We start from the raw sequence: 17,930 nt of genomic DNA on the forward strand, positions 1-17,930 counted from the left end.
TTAACAGAGGAGTCCTTTTTATAATGGCAAGCGTCATTGATACCGTTGTAAGCCTTTGCAAGCGCCGCGGATTGGTCTACCAGGCAGGTGAAATCTATGGCGGTTCTCGCTCCGCGTGGGACTACGGTCCCCTCGGTGTTGAGCTCAAGGAAAACATCAAGCGCCAGTGGTGGCGCCACATGGTGCAGTCCCGTGAGGACGTTGTTGGCGTCGATACTTCTGTCATCCAGCCGCGCCAGGTATGGGTCTCCTCCGGCCACGTTGAGGTATTCACTGACCCACTAGTGGAGTCCCGCCACACCGGTAAGCGTTACCGCGCTGACCACCTGCTCGAGGCATACGAGGAAAAGCATGGCCACGAGCCGGCAAACGGCTTGGCGGACATCAACGATCCTGAGACCGGCCAGCCAGGTGACTGGACCGAGCCGAAGGCATTCTCCGGTCTGCTCAAGACCTTCCTGGGTCCGGTCGATGATGAACAGGGCCTGCACTACCTGCGTCCGGAAACCGCACAGGGCATCTTCGTGAACTTCAAGAACGTCATGACCTCTGCTCGCATGAAGCCGCCTTTCGGCATCGCGAACATCGGTAAGTCCTTCCGTAACGAGATCACCCCGGGCAACTTCATCTTCCGCACCCGCGAGTTCGAGCAGATGGAGATGGAGTTCTTTGTCAAGCCGGGCGAGGACGAGCAGTGGCACCAGTACTGGATTGATGATCGCTACAACTGGTATGTGGACCTGGGCATCAAGGAAGAGAACCTGCGTCTCTACGAGCACCCGAAGGAGAAGCTGTCCCACTACTCCAAGCGCACCGTTGACGTGGAGTACGCATTCGGTTTCACTGGCTCCAAGTGGGGCGAGCTCGAGGGCGTGGCTAACCGTACCGACTACGACCTGTCCGTGCACGCGAAGGGCTCCGGCGAGGATCTGTCCTACTACGACCAGACCACCGAGGAGCGCTGGGTTCCATACGTCATCGAGCCGGCAGCCGGCCTGGGCCGTTCCATGATGGCCTTCCTGGTTGACGCTTATGACGAGGAAGAGGTTCCGAACTCCAAGGGCGGCACCGACAAGCGCGTGGTTCTGCGCCTGGACCGCCGTCTGGCTCCGGTTAAGGTTGCGGTTCTGCCGCTGTCCAAGAAGGAAGAGCTGGCCAACCCGGCCCGTGAGCTGGCTGCCAAGCTGCGCATGAACTGGAACGTCGACTACGACACCTCCGGTGCTATCGGCCGCCGCTACCGCCGTCAGGATGAGATCGGTACGCCGTTCTGCGTCACCTACGACTTCGATTCCCTCGAGGACGGTGCCGTCACCGTTCGCGAGCGCGACACGATGGAGCAGGAGCGCGTGAAGATCGACGACCTTGAGGCTTACCTGGCTGCCCGCCTGATTGGCTGCTAATGGAATACACCAGCTGGGACCGCACTGACCGCGAGCACCCTGTCCTCCTCATGGAGGCAGGCCCTGCAGCGTATGGCGTCTTCTCCGCGGATTCCGCGGACGTTGATGGCCAGCGCTGGGAGCTTGCCAGTGATTTCTCCACGGGCGCGACCGCCCAAGTGGAGGACCGTGTCTACGCCTTGACAGGCAACCTGAGTCGGGACAAGCGCATCGAGGCTGACTTGAACGGCCGACCTTTTGCCTTTATCAACGAAAACAGCGGTGACTGGATTGTTGAGAACCCAGCCGGGTTGAAGGTAGCGCAGTTCTCCACGAAGAATTCGGGTGTGCGCAAGGCCATCCTCGAGTTCGATGCGGAGGCTGCCGCGGATGCGCTTTCCGACGCCGAGACAGTCGCGCTCAGCTGGTTTACTCGCCTCATCTTGGAGGCCAAGACCCAGGGCAAGGCCATGCCGATCATCGCCACTTTGGTACTGGCATCGGTGGTGGCCGTGTTGTCCCTGTTCGTCTTCTAGTTTGCGCTAGGTACTGCTTAAAGACGATGGACAGGAAGCAATTAACCTGGGAAAATGAAACCCTTAGCGATGCCGAGGGCACTGTGTGGGCAACGGTACGCGCTGATGTGCTCAACGTGAAGGAATCACAATTGGCCGCGGCGCAGGAGCGCATTTTGCTGGAGCACTCAGTGGATAGTGGTAGCCAGCGCTTTTGGGTGCGCGGTACGGCCACGACGGGCAAGACCCTGCACGTGGCTCAGCAGGGCGTAACTGTCAGCCACATGCAGGCCAAGTGCCTGGACCGTGAGTACACACTGGACCGGCCGAACCCCTTCCGTCGCGAGCGCCGTATTCGCGATGCCGAAGGAAATGAGGTCCTACGCACCCGCCCTACGTTCAAGGGGGTGCTGGAGATTTTTGACATCGCAGCGGAAAACGTTCCGGACATCGACGTGGCATTTCTTACTTATTGCTGCCTGCTTGTCGATGCCCCGAGGCGCCTGCGCGGTTAAAGGCGCGCAGGCAGAGCTAGAAGGAGCCGCCGCGGAAGCTGCTGCCTCCGCCGCCTCCGAAGCCGCCGCCACCGAAGCCACCACCGAAGCCACCGCCGTAGCTGCGGCCACCGCCGAGCATCTGGCCGATGACCATGCCGGTGATGATGTCACCTGCGGTGGATCCGGCAGCCTGGCGCTGCTGGCGGCGACGGTAGGAATCAATGTCGTCCTGGGCGCGGCGGGCTGCGGTCTGGGCGGCCGCGACAGCCTGGCGGGAGGCGTCGATGGCACCGCGCAGGTTGCTGTTTTTAAGCTGCATCGCCTGCGCATAGAGACGCTTGGCGTCCGCGAGCGCGGTACGGGCCTGCGCGCCGACCACGCGGCCGCGGGTAGAGATGACGTCCTCGGCGGCCTGGATGTTGGACTCAGCCGCCTGCATCTGCTGGGTGTAGAGGTCCAGCTGGCGGGCCTGCGTGGCGGTCGCCTCGCGCACGGCGTCGAGTCGCTCGTCGAGCTCAGAGTCGATGGCAATCAGCGTGGTGTAGTGGCCGAGCGGGTCAGTGGCCTGGCCGGCTTCGGCGGCGCTGACGGCCTGCTGGGCGCGGGAAGTGACGTCGCCTAGGGCCTCCCAGTCAGCGTCGGTGCCCAGCTTCTTGCCTTGAGCCTCGAGCTGCTGTGCTTCCTCGATCTCGCCGCGTACCTCCGCGATGAGCGCGCTCAAGTTGGAGTGCGCTGCGGCCAGGTTAGCCTCGGCGTTTTCCACGCCGGAGAGCAGTCGGTCTGCCACCTCGATGGCGTGCTCGGAGTCGCGGATGATGCCTACCAATCCGCCCTGCTGGCCGGCCGGCTGCGCGGCGAGCGTGCGGCCTTGCTCTAGTAGCTTTTCTGCCTCGCCCACGGACACGGTGGCCATGTGTGGGTTGTCCTCGATGGAGACCAGCGCCTCGGCTGGGTGCTTGGACACCAAGCCCGCCAAGGTCTGCTCGGCCTGTGTAATACGGGTGCGGATGTCCACGGTGCGCTGGGTCAGCTCGTCGAGCTTCGAGTCGGAGTTGATGAGCAGGTCGCGCATCTTGGCAAAGTCGGCGGCTTGGGCATCGAGGGCGTCGTCAGCCTGCCCACAGGAGGAGACGATTTCGATGAGCATCTGGCGGCGCTCCGCCTCGGACTCCGGGATGGAGTCATCCAGGCGCTGCTGCAAGGCAAAGGCCTTCTGCAGCGTGGTGGTGGAGTGGTTCATCGCGCGGGTAAACGGGCGGGTGCGCTCCGGGCCGAACTCGGCCGTGGCGATGTCGAGCTCCTCCTTGCCGCGGCGGATGGATTCGTCGGTGGAGACCAGCTCTTCGCGGGCCAGCTCCTGCAGGGTCTCGGTGGGAAGGGATGACAGCGAGTTGGTATCGCCCGGCTCGATGGCGCGTGCTGATTCGAGGTTCTGCGCGTTGTCCTTCTTGGTCTTGCGGCGCGAGGCTGCCCAGATGCCACCACCGGCTACTGCCAGAGCACCTGCACCACCCGCCAGCCAGCCGGCCCCCGAGCCGGAGTCGGAACCTGCGCCACCTGCGGAACCGGAAGATCCGGTGGAACCGCTCACGGCGGCGTCGGCAAGCGCGAGTGCAGAGCCCCCGAAGTCGTCCTCGGCGAGGTGCGCGGATGCGGCGTCGTACATAGCGTCCGAGCGCCCGGAAGACCAAGCGTTGCCGGTCTGCACGCCCACCTTGCGGTCTTCAACTGACACCACGTAGACCGCGGAGTTGGGGCCCTTGGCGTCAATAAACTCGTCTGCATAGTCCTGCGCGGTACCCGGCAACGTGTTTTCAAATACCACGTAAAGAATCAGTCCCTCATCCTTCTGCAGGGAGGTAATCTTCTCCTGTAGTTGGGACTTCTCACTCGAGGACAACACTCCGGCGTTATCCGTGACCTTCTGCGTCACAGTCGAGGGATCTGCCTGTGCCAGCACCATCTGCTGCGGGGAGGGGGCAGCTCCGGCTTGGGTAATCCCAGGAGCTAGGGTTCCCAGACCCACGAACAACACCGCTACTGCGGCACGGCCAATACGCGCACAAGAATTCATGCCCACCAGAATACAGTTAGCCTGGTGAGAGTGAGACGCATTATTCGCTGCGTGCCCCTGCTACGCCGCGCAGCACAACGGGGAGCCAAGCCTGCACTGAGCTTAGAAGCCAACATTGAAGCCATCATCGTTTTGGGGGCCGCGCAATACGACGGCCACCCCTCCCGCATCCTTTCTGCGCGCCTCGAGGAAGCCGTCGACGCGCATGCGCTATACCCGCAGATCCCTATTGTCACCGTGGGCGGCAAGCTGCCAGGGGATCGTTTTACCGAGGCTGAGGTGGGGCAGAGCTACCTCAGCGAACGCGTACCGGACGCATGTGTGTTGGCGATGCCCGTGGGCAACGACACCGTGGAGTCCCTGCGGGAGGTGCGCCAGCACTACGGGTATGCGAACGCCATCATCATTACGGATCCGCTACACCGGTTGCGGGCGTGGCTCATCGCGCGTGACGAGGGGATGCGCACCCAGGTGCGCGGCGCCGCGAGATATCCCACCCCAACCTTCGCCCGGGCCTGGTGGCGCTACCTTGCCCACGAGATGGGCGGGCTCGCCGTATTCGCCGCGCGCAAAGTCTTCGGCGAGAAGGTTGCGGAGCACCTGCGGAGTGCGCTGCACCGCGTGGAAGCGATGATGAGGCCCTCCCGCAGGGCTCGGCATGAGGAAATTCGCAGGAAATCTAGACCATGATCTTCCAGCGTGCGGGTGTAAAATCAGGCAATTGACAAAAATCGCAGAAAATTCCCAGTCGGTTTTGCTTCCAATACGACTGTCGATAGATTAACGTAGATTGCGCAAGTGCAAAACAACGGAAAGGAACACTTATGTTGGACGTATTCAAGAATGTCATCGATGTCGTGCTGACCACCCTCCAGGATCTGGTAAACGCGCCTTTCTACTTCGTGGAGGACCTGTCGAGCGCACTGTCTAGCAAGAAGTAAACTCGAATATTGAGTTCTCGCCCCTGCTGCCTTTCTTCGGAGAGGCGGCGGGGGCGATTTCTTATGCCTTAGGTGGTATGCCGCGGATGAGCCATGGCAGTTTTAGCGCCTAAACTGCTAAATGTGAGTTATTCCTACAGCGCGCACGACGCAGCACGTCTTTTCGATGAGAGCCCCAAAGGATCAGCCTTCAGCGAGCCAGGCACCCCAGCCGCTGAAGATCACCGCGGGGCTTTTGCTCGCGATCGGGCCCGCGTATTGCACTCCGCTGCTTTGCGACGCCTCGCGGACAAAACGCAGGTAGTCGGCCCCCACGACGGCGATACCCCGCGCACGCGACTGACCCACTCACTGGAGGTGGGGCAGATCGCCCGCGGCATCGGCTCCGGGCTTGGTTTGGACCCCGACCTGTGCGACATGGCGGGCCTGACCCATGACATCGGCCACCCGCCCTATGGGCACAACGGAGAGAACGCTCTCAATGAGGTGGCTCAAGAGTGCGGCGGATTCGAGGGAAACGCGCAGACCTTGCGCATCTTGGCTCGGCTAGAGCCGAAGGTGGTGGACGCGCAGGACAACTCCTACGGGCTCAACCTCACGCGCGCGGCGCTCGATGCCGCCTGCAAGTACCCACGCACCAAGACCAATGCGGATGGAACGGTCAACCGCAAGTACGGCTGCTACGACGAGGACGCACACATCCTGGCCTGGTTGCGCGAGGGACATACTGACGCGCGCCCCTCGATGGAGGCGCAGGCCATGGACTGGTCCGATGACATCGCCTACTCCGTTCACGACGTGGAGGACGGCATCGTTTCCGGCCGCATTTCACTCGCGGTGCTGTGGGACCTGGTGGAACTCGTTGCGCTTGCGGAGAAGGGCGCTAAGGCTTTCGGCGGCACCGCAGACGAGCTTCTCGACGCCGCCGATTCCCTCCGCGCCTTGCCCGTCATCCGGGAGGTCAGCGACTTCGATTTCTCCCTGCGCTCTTACACCACGCTGAAGAAGATGACTTCGGAGCTTGTGGGCCGCTATGTGGGGGCCACGGTGCAGGCTACCCGCGCGGCCAAAGAGCCACAGCTGGAGCTGGGCCGCCAGCACGGCAATCTGGCAGTGCCGGTGCGTGCGCAAGGGGAGGTCAAGCTGCTCAAGACCATCGCGGTGCTCTACGTCATGGACGAACCGGTGCACTTGGCTCGCCAGGACCGCCAGCGTGAGCGCATCTACCGCGTCTTTGACTACTTATCCGCGGGGGCGCCGGGCGCGCTCGACCCGATGTTTAGGCTCTGGTTTAACCGCGCCGAAACTGACGCGGAGCGCCAGCGCGTCATCGTGGACCAGATCGCCTCGATGACCGAGTCCCGCCTGGAGCGCCTGGCGCGCTCGACGGCTGAGTTTTCTGGGTTTATGGGTTAAAAGTGCGTGGCCGATACCTTAATCCATGCCTCGTTTAGTTCCGACAATTTGGGAACGCCCGGTTCGTGGAAACCACCCCAGCACAATGGAAAGTCATTGAATCTGTAAGCGATTCAGCTCGTCACCGAAAGATACGAGACGTAGACACGGCACCCCTGTTGACTGAAGAGTGAAGTTAGCGGAAGAGACGAACGCCGTTGTCCCCAAGCACCTCGAGAACCGCCGCGGTGTCAGTGGTGGACAGCTTCCATGCTGAGGCCACGATGGTTTCCACCTTGTGCTCGCGCAGGAAGTCCGCCAGAGCGTCGAGGTTGCGCGGCGCCATGCAGGCGTCACAACCGCGGATGGTGCCTAGGGCGGCGTATAGATCCTCGAGGCTTTCCAGCGGCTGCGTGATAAGTACTTTGGAGAGATTATTCAGCATCAGGGATCTCGCAGAAGGATTCGTAGTGATCGTCGGTGTAGTACCACACGTCAGGGTCGGTTTCGGTGCCGCCACCAGTGACGATGCGCTTGGCACCGCGGTGGTCCACGCCAGGCGAGTCCACCGTGTACTCGCGGTAGTAGTTTTTGGACTCCTTAGGCAGCACACCTTCGTAGTTGCCAAAGCGCTTGTTGTCATTGTCTGGGTGCTCATAAGGCCCGCCGGCCAAGATGTCCTCCGCGGTATCCTCGGCTTCCTTGGGCAAAGAGTCCATCGCGCACTGCGGATAGGCGGACTCAGCCGATCCGTCCCGAGACCCAGCAGTCGTCGGCGCAGCGGTAGTCGGCGCAGTGGCGCTCGAGCCGGCCGAAGAAGCACTGCTATCACCATCAGAGTTCCCTGCCAGGTCGATTCCGAAGTAGCCGGCTGCAAGCACCACGAGCACGCCGCCGATTGCTGCGAGCGGCTTCTTCTGAGAGGAGGGGGGATTGGCCATACCCCCATCTTTACAGGCGTAGCGCCTGATCGAGAAATCCAGTCAATCCCTTAACACCAACGCGAAGTGACTCGGAACTGCATACAAAAGACAGTGTGGCTTTCAGGCCTTTTTGCTGCCCCTTTCGGTGGGTAAACCGCCCTTCGTCACCGTTATCTGTGTAGCGGACTACTAAACGACACCATCTGGGAGACCCACCCCAAGCCCCGCGAGCCCGCGCGGGGTAATCTTTAGCGCATGGCACAAGGCAGAATTCCGGAGAGCGACATCCAAGCGATCCGTGAACGCGCGCCAATCGAGGAAATCGTGGGGGAGTACGTCCAGCTCAAGCCGGCTGGCTATGACTCCTTGAAGGGGCTGTCACCCTTCAAGGAAGAAAAGACTCCGTCCTTCCACGTACGCCCGCAGCGTGGCTACTACCACTGCTTTTCTACAGGCAAGGGCGGAGACGTATTCAGCTTTCTCATGGAGATGGAGCAAGTCTCCTTCCCAGAAGCTGTCGAGGCAGTGGCCCAGAAGATTGGGTATCACATCAATTATCAGGGCGGCAGCACAGGCAACCGTAACGAAAAGCCCGGCACGCGCCAGCGCCTCATCGCGGCAAATAAGGCTGTGCACGAGTTTTACCGCCAACAGCTGGAGACCCCACAGGCGGCCACCGCGCGCGAGTTCCTGCTGAACCGTGGTTTTAGTAGGGAGATCATCTACGAGTTTGAGTGTGGCTATGCCCCGGAAGGTTGGGATACGGCCACCAAGCACCTGCTACGCATGGGCTTTTCCTTCGAGGAACTAGAGGCCGCAGGCATCTCCAAGATGGGCAAGCGCGGGCCCATCGATCGCTTCCACCGCCGCCTCCTGTGGCCCATCAAGGACCTATCCGGCAACGTCATCGGTTTCGGCGCGCGCAAGCTTTTTGATGATGACAACTTGGGCAAGTACATGAACACGCCTGAGACTATGCTCTATCACAAGTCCAAGGTGCTCTTTGGCTTGGATCTGGCCAAGCGCAACATTGCTGAGGCCCATCAGGCAGTGGTGGTGGAGGGCTACACCGATGTCATGGCGATGTACGCGGCGGGCGTAAAGACTGCCGTGGCCAGCTGTGGAACTGCATTCGGCGGCGACCACCTGCAGGTTCTGCGCCGGCTGATGCTGGATGATTCCTACTTCAACGGCGAACTCATCTATACCTTCGACGGTGATGAGGCTGGACAAAAGGCCGCCATGCGCGCCTTCCAAGGCGAGCAGGCGTTCACGGGCCAGTCCTTCGTTTCCGTGGCGCCGGATGGCATGGACCCTTGCGATTTGCGCCTGGCCAAGGGCGACGCCGCGGTGCGTGAGCTCATCGCGGACCGCATCCCGATGTTCGAGTTCGTCATCCAATCGGTGCTTAGCGAATACCGCATTGATACCGCAGAGGGGCGTCTGCAAGCATTGCGTCGTGCGGTGCCCGTGGTAGCGCAGATTCGCGACGCCCCGCTGCAGCGTGAGTACGCCCGCCGCCTAGCCGGCTGGGTGGGTTGGCCCAACCCGGAGGAAGTCCTGCAGCAGGTTCAGCAGGAGGCTCGCCGGCCTAAGAAACAGGACAAGAGGGCACGGCTTGCCGACGCCCCGATTAAAGCCGGCACGCCCGCTCCCGCGCAACAGAACACTCCGGTCTTCCACGTGCCGAGCCCCCGTGAGACCCACCTGTGGCCGCAGCGGGAGGCCCTAAAGCTGGCCTTGCAGTACCCGGGCCTTGCCGGTTCTTACTTCGACGGGATTACCGCCGATGCGTACTCGAATGAGTCTTATCGAATCGTTCGGGAGGCTATCTCTACCGTCGGTGGCGTTGCTGCCGGAGCCAACCTGCCCAGCGTGGAATGGATCGCTGCTGTGGCAGGGGAGATGCTCGATCTCACCGCGCGCAACTTTGTCAGTGAGCTTGCTGTTGAGCCGATCAAGGTGGGCGATGAGTCCGATCCCAAGGCTTGGGAGGTCTATGCTGACAGCGTGCTTTCCCGCCTCCAGGAAGCCCGCGTGGGCGACCAAGTGGCCCAAATTAAGGCCCAACTAGGCCGCATGCGCCCCTCCGATGACGAGCAAGCCTATAACTCGCTTTTCGCCGATCTCGTCGCCCTCGAGCAGGCCCGCCGCGAGCTCAATGACAGGGCGTTTCGTGGGCCGCAGCCTAATTAATCTTCGTCGGGCTCGTAGATACGGTCTTGGCCGTCTAGCTGGTTTCCTTTGACGCGGCGGCCGCGGCTTAGATCCTTTATCTCTTTCATGCGGGGTTCTGGATCGAGCTTGTTTGCTACTGCCTTGCGGGTGGCGTTTAAAGCGTTCTTGGTTACGGGGGAGTTGATCGCTTTTTCGTATGCGCCCTTGATCTGGTGATAACGCTTGCGGCCGGCCTTGGTGCCAAAGACATAACCTGCGGCGGCGCCTACTACGAATTGGATCATGGTTGGAGTATCTCACCCTTCAGGTACTGATTTAACGCTAATAACCTCACCCAGCCTACCTGCATCAGTGGTGAAGTGGTGGGTACCCTCATTGATGAAAATTATTGTGACCGTTTCCCAACGCGGTTAAAGCACGATTGCTTAAAGACGTGACCGCTCGAACCTGTCTCTCGATTGCGGGTGGCTTTACGCAGCTCATTGTTAAACGGCTCGATAGAGTTCGTCGTGTAGATGGCTTTCCTTGCTGCCGGAGGAAACTGTAAAAACGGCACGAACCGCTCCCACGCTTCACTGTCTTCGGCGGCATCACCCCCGGATCATTTTTAGACAGGGCGAATAAGAGCAATACCGAAGCCAGCGACTAGTTCCTCCAGTCCCGAGGAAAATGAGGGCACGGAGTAAACATAACCCGCTCCGATTAGGGGACTGCGTAATGAATCCTCGGAGCCTTTCGGTGGAACTACTTAGAACGTAATGGGGCTGAGGAGGCTGCCGGACATCTTGGGCATACAAGCCCCGCGATCGCCGGCCGGCACTACATAATGCGCGCCAACAAGACCGGCGACCACAACGATAACCTCGAGCCCCTAAAGCCGTCAGTCTGAACTAACGGTACAAAATGAAGAAAGAACCGCCTGAAATCAGGCGGTTCCTGTCTGCTCCTCCAACTGGGCTCGAACCAGTGACCCTTCGATTAACAGTCGAATGCTCTGCCAACTGAGCTATGGAGGAATAATGTGTGCGGAAAGCTGTTGGAAGTGCTCTCTGCGACGTGAAGTAACTATATCTACCTTTGTAGGTTGTTACAAATCGCCAGCTCGTGCCGGGTTTTGGCTCGGAGGTGTCGGTACAATTTCAAGGCTTGAAAAGGGGCGAATTTCAGTTGCTTTAACGCTAAAACCGGTAAAGTGTTGCCGTGGTCGAGTTGGGTTCCTAACCTACCTACGTGCAGTTTTGAAACCGAGTCCCTTGTGGAAGAAGCGGCTAACAGGAAGAACTTAGCACTTTTTATGCGTCTTGTTTTGCCTTAGGGAGAAGACGAGGTGACGAGCGCGCGGAACTGTTAGGTGCTTTGTGCCACTGGGTTATTTTGTTATTTCGGTTGAAACAATGCCTTAAGACGAGGGGATTCAATTCTGAGTTTTTATAACGGGCAGGCAGTTTAAGGGGCGTTTGTGGGTGTCTTAAGCCGTGCATGTATTCTATTAGCGCACCGTCGGGTGTAAATAGGGGGCTATAGCTCAGTCGGTTAGAGCCGCGGACTCATAATCCGCTGGTCCCGGGTTCGAGCCCCGGTGGCCCCACTCTTAGGCATTCTCATCACAAAGTGCCAGCGCACAGGGTGAACCTTTGTTATTTGAAGAAGCCTTGCTTCTTCTCTCTCGGAGGTTCTCCCAAAGTCTCGCTCTCTTGGTTTGCTGGTTACTACTCTGGGCGCTGCTGCACTACTCGTAGGTTGCAGTGGGGAGGCTCCGATTCTCAACCTACGTGAGCGTCAAGTTGTTTGTGTGTGGGGTTTGGTTTTTAGAGGTATTTATTGAAGCGGTCGGGGTATGCCACAGCCATTTGGTTGATTGAAGTGCCCCGAGTTTTGTTCCTAGGCATTTGCCTTGATTTCTATTATTTTCTGTGGCGGGATCTGCTTCAAAAGGTCAAGTCCGCGTCCGTGGTTCGGGCGCTTGCCCGCATCAATATTTTTGTTTTCGTCCCACGCCGCACCCCTGCGGGCGCTGGTAGCATCTGTTTACATACCGCAACCAGCAGCTACGGGACGCCTATTCTATGGACGGCGATGTTACTGCGCTGCTTGTATGCGCCGGGTTAGTGCTTGTCATGGTGCTCTACTGGGCCTACTACATTAGGTGCGTGCGGAGGCAACCCAAGTCGGAAGAGCGGTACGACGATGTCGACTTGGTAGGCGCAGAAAGTGATGGCGTCCTTTTCATTTATCCTTACTGCTCGCTCAATATGGGCGCTGGCGGTGCCATGGGGCTGGTCGCAAGTGCCAACCCTCGCGAGTTTGTCTACACGGTGCTGAAGGTTCCGCTCGTGGCAGCTTTCGTTATCGGAGTCATTGGATTTACAAGCGCGGTCGGGGTTCCGCTTTCGTGGCCTTTTGTTCCGCGTTGGGCCGTCGATATCCGTAAAGCAAAACGTGCCCGAAGGCGTGAGCGCAGACAAGCCAGAAAAAGAGAAAAGGAAGAATAGCTACTGCAGGAAGAGGCCATTTTGTGCAGCGTTCACGGGGGTGGCAGCGTCACGCTGCTGCGAGCGTTGCATGAATCACCGCATTCACATGAGCAAATGGAATCCGCTCCTGCTCAATGCGCAGCCGGCCCGCAGTGAAGAGAAGGCGGTAGGCGCGCTGCTCTTCGGTGGTGAGGTGGGTAAGGGTGGCGGAGCCGTCGCCGGGGTCGGGGACAGCCAGGTGCTGGAATTCGGTGACGGTGGCTGTGTCCATGAGCAGTGACGTCGTGTGGGGGAAATGGGCGCGCACGGCGTTGAGGATGGCAAAGCCGGCGGCGTCGAGGTCGCCCCAGTAGGTGATGTCGATGCGGTTAAGCCAGTCCAGTGCGTGGAGTTGGTGGGCGGCGGTGCCGGCACCGAGGAGGGCGACGGTGGGAGGAGAGGTGTCCGAAAGCGTGGGCAAAGCCAGGAAAGCTTGTTTGTTCTCCACTATGAGGACGCGGGGAGGGGTATGCGGGAAAAGCGTGGCGGCGTGGGCTAGGGGGATTTCGATATCGCTGAGCGCTGGAGCGTGGTTGAGGTAGCGCAGGCGGACTCGGGTGTCGCTACGGCGCAGGCCTAAGTCTGTGATGCCAAACGGCGCGAGGAGCGTGAGGAGTAGGCGGCGGTGGGTACCAATCCACTTGCCGTCCACACCTTCGACCGGCACGGCGCGCTCCCACTCCCCGGAGTCAGGGTTGGCGCGCAGCCAAGTCAGGCACGGTCCTAGGCATTCCAGGTCATAGGCGCTTAAATCCTTCCATTGGGTATAGCTGCGGCGGACGGTGTGGGCGAAGTCGGGGGAATCGGGAAAGACGGCAGCGATGCTGTGTGCTCGTTCACGGGCGCGGGCGTACTCGAGGTTAAGGCCCGCGGCGGTGGCGATGCGTTCGGCACCGTTGATTGTGATGCGAGCCGGTATGTTGTTCGTGCCCAGGCCGGCGCGCGACCAATTGCGGGACTCGTAGATGACGTCCTCCTGGTGGGGCCAGCGCTGCCAGGCACGGATGAAGCCCTGCGTGGCGTCGATATCGCGGGCGGCAGCAGTGGCAGTGGGCGGGTGCAGGGGCCAGTCGACGCGCACAGAATCCGGGTCAGCCAGTGCTTCGGCAAAGTGATTGCGCAGGTATTTCGACGCGTGTGCTTGCAGGTCTTTAGGGCTGCGCATAGTCGGGGTCCTGGTAGGTGGAGGCGTCGATAAGCGAATAGCCCGTGCGCGCCCGCGGGCGGCCATTGATGGTGGGCTCATCGTACTTGACCACAATCGTGCCATCCACGTAAGGAGACAGCGTCTGGATGAGCTTGAAAGGCGTGGCCAGAATCATGTGGAAACCAAAGGACGCAAAGACGGACATGGCAGTGCGGGTAAAGGTGGGATCGGCGCGGTCAAAGGCCTCATCCAGAATGATGGAACCATAGGTGGGCACGTCTTGGTCCGGCTCCGCCAGCCGGAAGCGCAGGGCCGCAGCCAGGCAGAAGAAGACGAGCTTTTGTGCTTGGCCGCCAGACAGCGAGGCGGAATCCTGATAGGTATTGGCTGTCGTTCCGTCGGCGTACAACTCACGGCCGATAAAGCTCACGTGCCGGCGGGTATCTAGCACCACGTTGCGCCAGCGGAGATCCTCTGGCTGGCTCGAGCCCAAGCGGCTCAAGATCTTGTCCAACGCGTGGTAGCGCGCAAGGGCAGCCTCTGTATCATCGGAGCCGAATTCGCCCAAGCTGTGGGAGGTGGCGGCATCAAGATCCCGCTGGAAATCCTGGACCACCTGGCCGCGAGCATCCTTGACGTCGATGCGCAGGGTGCGCTCACCGTTGAAGGGAGAGCGCTCCAGGGACTTGTTGATGAATTCCATGCGCCTCTCAATATCACTGCGAGCACGGCGCAGGTCTGTGGTGAGGTGGGAGAGGTTTCGCACGGTGGAGCCGTTGAGAAGCTCGAGGAAGCGGGCGCGGAAATCCGCCAGGCGGTCGGCGCGTAGGAACTTGAGCTTCTCGATGCCTTCGCCAGCGAAGCTCGCCTGCGGCTCAAGGTCCGCGGCCTCCGCCGGCCACTGGGCCAGATATGTGTGGAGGACAGAGACAATTTTGGCGTTGGCGTCCTCGATGCGCCGCGTGGCGGTGCGGGCGGTGTTCTGAAGACTAGCCTGCACCTCATCGCGCCGGGCATCGATGTCATCAATGGTGAGCTTGCGCTTGCCCTTGTGCAGGGCATCTTCGACTGCTTTCGCGATGTCCTGGTCCTTGATGTCGGGCACAATACCGATGCTACGGCGGCGCTCGGTTGAGCGCTCAAGCTCGCCTTCGACGTTGCCCAGGTTCTTCTGGGCGGCGTTCAGCCTGGCGCGTGCGGCCTTGAGCTTGGCCTTGGCTTGCTCGTGGGCTGCGGCGAGGGCTTGGGCCTCCGGGGAGGAGGCCAGCGAGTCATACTGCTCCTGCAGATCCTGCCGGCGAGCCTCGGCGGAGGCGGTGTCGATATCCTGGAAGGAGGTTTCCAGCACCTGCTGGGCTTTATCGCGCTGGGAGCGCAGAACGTCCATCTTCCGGTTGAGGTTCTGGACCTGCTTGGCCGTGGCACGAGCAGTGGCCTTGGCCTGCGTGAGCTGGGCGCGTAAGAGCTCAATCTTGGCGGTGTTGGTGGAACCCACCCGGTACCAGGTAGTGCCGCTAAAACGCTTGCGGTCATCCTTGATGAAGCGGGTTGAGCCGTCTTTATCCTTGGGGCGGCTTTCCAGGCCATCGCGCGTTACCGCCGGGGTGGTGGTGACATGGTCCAGTTCCGCAACCGAGTCCACACACTCGTAGTTGAAGCGGCGCGAAATATGTTGGCGAACCCAGTGCGCCATGGCGTGGTCTTGGAATTCCAGTTTGTGGATAAGCTGCCGCGGGCTGCGCGCGGAGGCCTGCGGTGATGCAAACTCCGGAATGGTGCGGTACTCCAAACGGGTGCCCACGTTGCGCGAATTGACCCACTGGTTGATGGTGTCGCGGGCAGCCTCAGGAACGAGCAGGGTGGCGGCAAAGCCGTGGAGGAGCTTTTGAATCACCGGCTCCCATTCGGCCTGCTGCGGGCTGATATCGATGAGCTCGCCGGCGAAGGGAAGCTCGGATTCGGCATAGCCGGTATCGCGAGCCAGCTGCGCGCGCAGTTCAACTAGAGCCTTGTCGATGTTGGTGCGCCGCGAGCTAAATGAGCGCAGCTCGCTATCGAGCGCGGCACAGGCGGTGGCAGCGTCCCGGGCGGCCACGCCAGCTTCTTGTTGCTCGTTGATGAGGTTGGCGAAGTCAACCTTAAAATCTTCGATGCGCAGCTTCGCGGTGGCCTGCAGCTCGGCGAAGCCGTGTGGACTGAACTCGTAATCATCAGTCCACGCTCCAGCGGCCGCAGCCAACCGTTGGAATTCCTTCGTGCGGTGCTCAATTTCGTTGTCCGCAGTTTCTATCTTGGCGCTTAAGGCATCGAGCTCGCCAGCGCTGAGCTGGGTAACAGCCACCGCGGCCAGGCGCTCGGCATCATCCAGGTGTGCGACCTCAGCGTTGAGGGTCTCCGACTGCGACTGGGCCTCCGATAGCTGTGCTGTGAGCGCACGGATGCGGAAATCTAGTTCCTCTGCCACTAGGCGGGCGCGTACTGCCGGCAGCGCCTCACTCATCGCCTCTGCTTTCTCCTTATCCGCTTCAGCACTAGACCGCCGAGAGTGAAGTTGGGGCAGCGGCCCGAGCGTATCAATCTGCGCCTTGACGTCCTCAACCCGCAGGTAGGCCTGGCGCAAATCCTCAAACTGTGCCACGGCCTCATCCGCTCTGGTGAAGGTATCCGGCACATCCAGCATGTAATCCCTAAAGAGCTGGTCCAGGCTGGACAGGGACTTCGCGGATTGAGTGCGGTGAAGAAGAAGCTGGCCCTCCACATTCTTAATCCCCAAGCGTTTGCGGAAGCGGTCCGCAAACGTGGCATAGGTCGGCGTAAAGGATGCTCCGGGGCCTTTATACAGCGCCCTGATCTTGCGGCTATCCAAGCTGCGGGTGAGCAAGGGGCTGAGCTTATCGATGTCCTCATCGCCCGGCACCAACCCATACAACTTCTTGATCTGGCCTACGGAGTTCTCACCGCCGTTGAGGCGAAAAATGGCGATGAGGGTGTGCTGCTTGCCCTGGCCATTGTCGTAAGTCAACGCCACCACTGAGTTGGTCGCACCTTCACGCAGGTATTCCGGGGTAATCTCACCAGTTTGTGTATTCTCCTGCTGCCGCCACGCTCCGCGCACGTAGGAGACCAAGTTACGGCCGTTGTGCCGACCGAGGTCTTGCTGCGAGGCGGCGTTGAACTTCACGTGATTCTGGGGGACAAGGACGGCTGACATGGCATCCAGCAGTGTGGATTTACCTGATCCTGAGCCACCCGTAATGAGGAAACCTTTCCGCGCTACCGGGATGGAAAAATAGCCATGGAAGGTGCCCCAGTTAATCAGCTGGATGCGGCTGATGCGATACTGGCCTGGGTAAAGGTCCGTGTGCTTATTCATCTGAGGTGTCCTCCTCGGTATCCTCGGCTCGCGCCAGGCGGGCGTATTCATCCCGGATGGCGGTGACCGTGGAGGCATCGAAAAGCTGGCGCAGCACCGGCGAGACCTCCAACCGGCCTTCTGTCTCCGTGGTGCTGAGCAGGGAATAGTCATTCTGGATGCGCTTAATAGCCGCGTTGAAGCGCTTGGTGAATCCGGCCTCGTCGCGGTTATCCACCGCGCGGACATAGCCGATGCTCTCCCGGAGATCTTCTACGTCCACGATGACGCGCTCGCCGGGCAGAGCCAGCCCCAGCTCCTGGCGCAGGTTCAACAAGATAGCGGTATCGATGTGCTTGAGCTTGTCCGTGGCAGTGTAAATCTTTTTCAACGCGGCTGATACGCCCCGGCGATCCCCGTAGGCTACCCACCGGTTAGCGGCGCGAATCAGGTGCACGATACAGGTTTGCACCATAGAGTTCGGCCAGGTTGCCTCAACTGCCTCTGGCAGGCCTTTCAGCCCGTCACAGCAGACGATAAAGACGTCCTTGACCCCACGGTTAGAAAGATTGGCGCATACCTGCGCCCAGAATGAAGCGCCTTCTTCCTTGGCAATCCACAATCCTAAAATGTGCTTAATACCGTCGAGATCCACGCCGATTGCCATGTACGCAGATTTGTTGACTACTCGGCCGTCGTCGCGGACTTTAATGCGCAACGCGTCCAGGAAAACCACGGGGTAGAACTCGTCTAGCTGGCGGTTTTGCCAGACCATAACCTCATCGAGCACGGCGTCAGTAACCGCAGAAATCGTCTCATGGGAAATATCGACACGCATCGCCGTTGCCATATGATGCTGGATATCCCTAATTGTCATCCCACCGGCATACAAGCTGACGATCATGTCATCAACATCAGTCAAGCGCCTAGAACCTTTAGGGACCATAGTGGCTCTTCCGGTTTTAGAGTGCATTGATTTTGTGTCGGATGTTGGCGGCGTGGATCAGGCACCG

Annotated in this window: 13 protein-coding genes, 2 tRNA genes and 2 pseudogenes; 8 read left to right on the forward strand and 9 right to left on the reverse strand. The window is 60.2% G+C overall.

Annotation, left to right across the window (positions count from 1 at the left end; all coding sequences use genetic code 11):
• Window positions 1-23: 23 nt before the first annotated feature.
• From HMPREF3148_RS06800 to HMPREF3148_RS06810, 3 genes are read left to right on the forward strand one after another with little or no spacing between them, the layout of a single operon-like run.
• Entirely contained in the window at window positions 24-1,403 is a 1,380-nt protein-coding gene (locus HMPREF3148_RS06800) for a glycine--tRNA ligase (protein ID WP_046646259.1), read from the forward strand.
• Window positions 1,403-1,918: a hypothetical protein gene (locus tag HMPREF3148_RS06805; RefSeq protein ID WP_049151756.1), complete on the forward strand. Its 516-nt coding sequence runs from the start codon at window positions 1,403-1,405 to the stop codon at window positions 1,916-1,918. Before HMPREF3148_RS06800 ends, HMPREF3148_RS06805 begins: the two co-directional genes overlap by 1 nt.
• A gap of 26 nt (window positions 1,919-1,944) precedes the next feature.
• Complete coding sequence (locus HMPREF3148_RS06810) at window positions 1,945-2,412, forward strand: hypothetical protein (protein WP_005528457.1); 468 nt, start codon at window positions 1,945-1,947, stop codon at window positions 2,410-2,412.
• A 16-nt stretch (window positions 2,413-2,428) separates the two neighbouring features.
• Here HMPREF3148_RS06810 and HMPREF3148_RS06815 read toward each other — a convergent pair whose 3' ends face one another.
• Window positions 2,429-4,468, reverse strand: coding sequence for a TPM domain-containing protein (locus HMPREF3148_RS06815; protein WP_049151760.1), 2,040 nt, complete (start codon window positions 4,466-4,468; stop codon window positions 2,429-2,431).
• Window positions 4,469-4,498: 30 nt separating this feature from the next.
• On the opposite strand from HMPREF3148_RS06815, the gene HMPREF3148_RS06820 reads away from it, so the two are divergent.
• Together HMPREF3148_RS06820 and HMPREF3148_RS06825 are read left to right on the forward strand one after the other, a co-directional pair.
• On the forward strand, window positions 4,499-5,158 hold the full coding sequence (locus tag HMPREF3148_RS06820; protein ID WP_236081545.1) for a YdcF family protein: 660 nt from the start codon (window positions 4,499-4,501) through the stop codon (window positions 5,156-5,158).
• A gap of 344 nt (window positions 5,159-5,502) precedes the next feature.
• Complete coding sequence (locus HMPREF3148_RS06825) at window positions 5,503-6,825, forward strand: deoxyguanosinetriphosphate triphosphohydrolase (RefSeq protein WP_192831348.1); 1,323 nt, start codon at window positions 5,503-5,505, stop codon at window positions 6,823-6,825.
• A gap of 175 nt (window positions 6,826-7,000) precedes the next feature.
• Here HMPREF3148_RS06825 and HMPREF3148_RS06830 read toward each other — a convergent pair whose 3' ends face one another.
• Window positions 7,001-7,249: a hypothetical protein gene (locus HMPREF3148_RS06830; protein ID WP_049159345.1), complete on the reverse strand. Its 249-nt coding sequence runs from the start codon at window positions 7,247-7,249 to the stop codon at window positions 7,001-7,003.
• Window positions 7,239-7,745 (reverse strand): guanyl-specific ribonuclease, encoded by a 507-nt coding sequence (locus HMPREF3148_RS06835; protein WP_049192127.1) that lies wholly within the window; start codon window positions 7,743-7,745, stop codon window positions 7,239-7,241. The genes HMPREF3148_RS06830 and HMPREF3148_RS06835 overlap by 11 nt, the downstream gene beginning before the upstream one ends.
• A gap of 237 nt (window positions 7,746-7,982) precedes the next feature.
• Between HMPREF3148_RS06835 and dnaG the strand changes: the two genes are divergently transcribed.
• Window positions 7,983-9,923 (forward strand): DNA primase, encoded by a 1,941-nt coding sequence (dnaG, locus tag HMPREF3148_RS06840; protein WP_049062588.1) that lies wholly within the window; start codon window positions 7,983-7,985, stop codon window positions 9,921-9,923.
• Here the strand turns inward: dnaG and HMPREF3148_RS06845 are convergent.
• The 3 genes and pseudogenes from HMPREF3148_RS06845 to HMPREF3148_RS06850 all read right to left on the reverse strand — a co-directional run bounded on the left by HMPREF3148_RS06845 (window position 9,920) and on the right by HMPREF3148_RS06850 (window position 10,921).
• The gene (locus HMPREF3148_RS06845) at window positions 9,920-10,189 is read right to left on the reverse strand and encodes a hypothetical protein (protein ID WP_049062589.1); all 270 of its coding nucleotides are present in this window, start codon (window positions 10,187-10,189) and stop codon (window positions 9,920-9,922) included. The genes dnaG and HMPREF3148_RS06845 overlap by 4 nt on opposite strands.
• A 170-nt stretch (window positions 10,190-10,359) precedes the next feature.
• Window positions 10,360-10,476 (reverse strand): annotated as a pseudogene (locus tag HMPREF3148_RS13525) (transposase); the annotation flags it as partial.
• 372 nt (window positions 10,477-10,848) lie between these two features.
• A tRNA-Asn gene (locus tag HMPREF3148_RS06850) sits at window positions 10,849-10,921 on the reverse strand.
• 498 nt (window positions 10,922-11,419) lie between these two features.
• Here HMPREF3148_RS06850 and HMPREF3148_RS06855 point away from each other — a divergent pair.
• Window positions 11,420-11,493, forward strand: a tRNA-Ile gene (locus HMPREF3148_RS06855).
• A 478-nt stretch (window positions 11,494-11,971) separates the two neighbouring features.
• Window positions 11,972-12,397, forward strand: a complete 426-nt coding sequence (locus HMPREF3148_RS06860) for a hypothetical protein (RefSeq protein WP_049062249.1) — start codon at window positions 11,972-11,974, stop codon at window positions 12,395-12,397.
• A 49-nt stretch (window positions 12,398-12,446) separates the two neighbouring features.
• Here the strand turns inward: HMPREF3148_RS06860 and HMPREF3148_RS06865 are convergent, their stop codons facing one another.
• The 3 genes and pseudogenes from HMPREF3148_RS06865 to HMPREF3148_RS14140 all read right to left on the reverse strand — a co-directional run.
• A complete protein-coding gene (locus HMPREF3148_RS06865) occupies window positions 12,447-13,583 on the reverse strand; it encodes a DUF3322 domain-containing protein (RefSeq protein WP_049062250.1) in 1,137 nt (378 codons plus the stop codon).
• A complete protein-coding gene (locus HMPREF3148_RS06870; RefSeq protein WP_070508918.1) occupies window positions 13,570-16,938 on the reverse strand; it encodes an ATP-binding protein in 3,369 nt (1,122 codons plus the stop codon). The genes HMPREF3148_RS06865 and HMPREF3148_RS06870 overlap by 14 nt, the downstream gene beginning before the upstream one ends.
• Window positions 16,931-17,863: pseudogene (locus HMPREF3148_RS14140) on the reverse strand (IS256 family transposase); the annotation flags it as partial. The gene HMPREF3148_RS06870 and the pseudogene HMPREF3148_RS14140, both read right to left, overlap by 8 nt.
• Window positions 17,864-17,930 lie beyond the last annotated feature (67 nt).

Origin of the sequence: Corynebacterium sp. HMSC05D08, from assembly GCF_001807215.1 — a bacterium.
GTDB lineage: Bacteria > Actinomycetota > Actinomycetes > Mycobacteriales > Mycobacteriaceae > Corynebacterium > Corynebacterium striatum.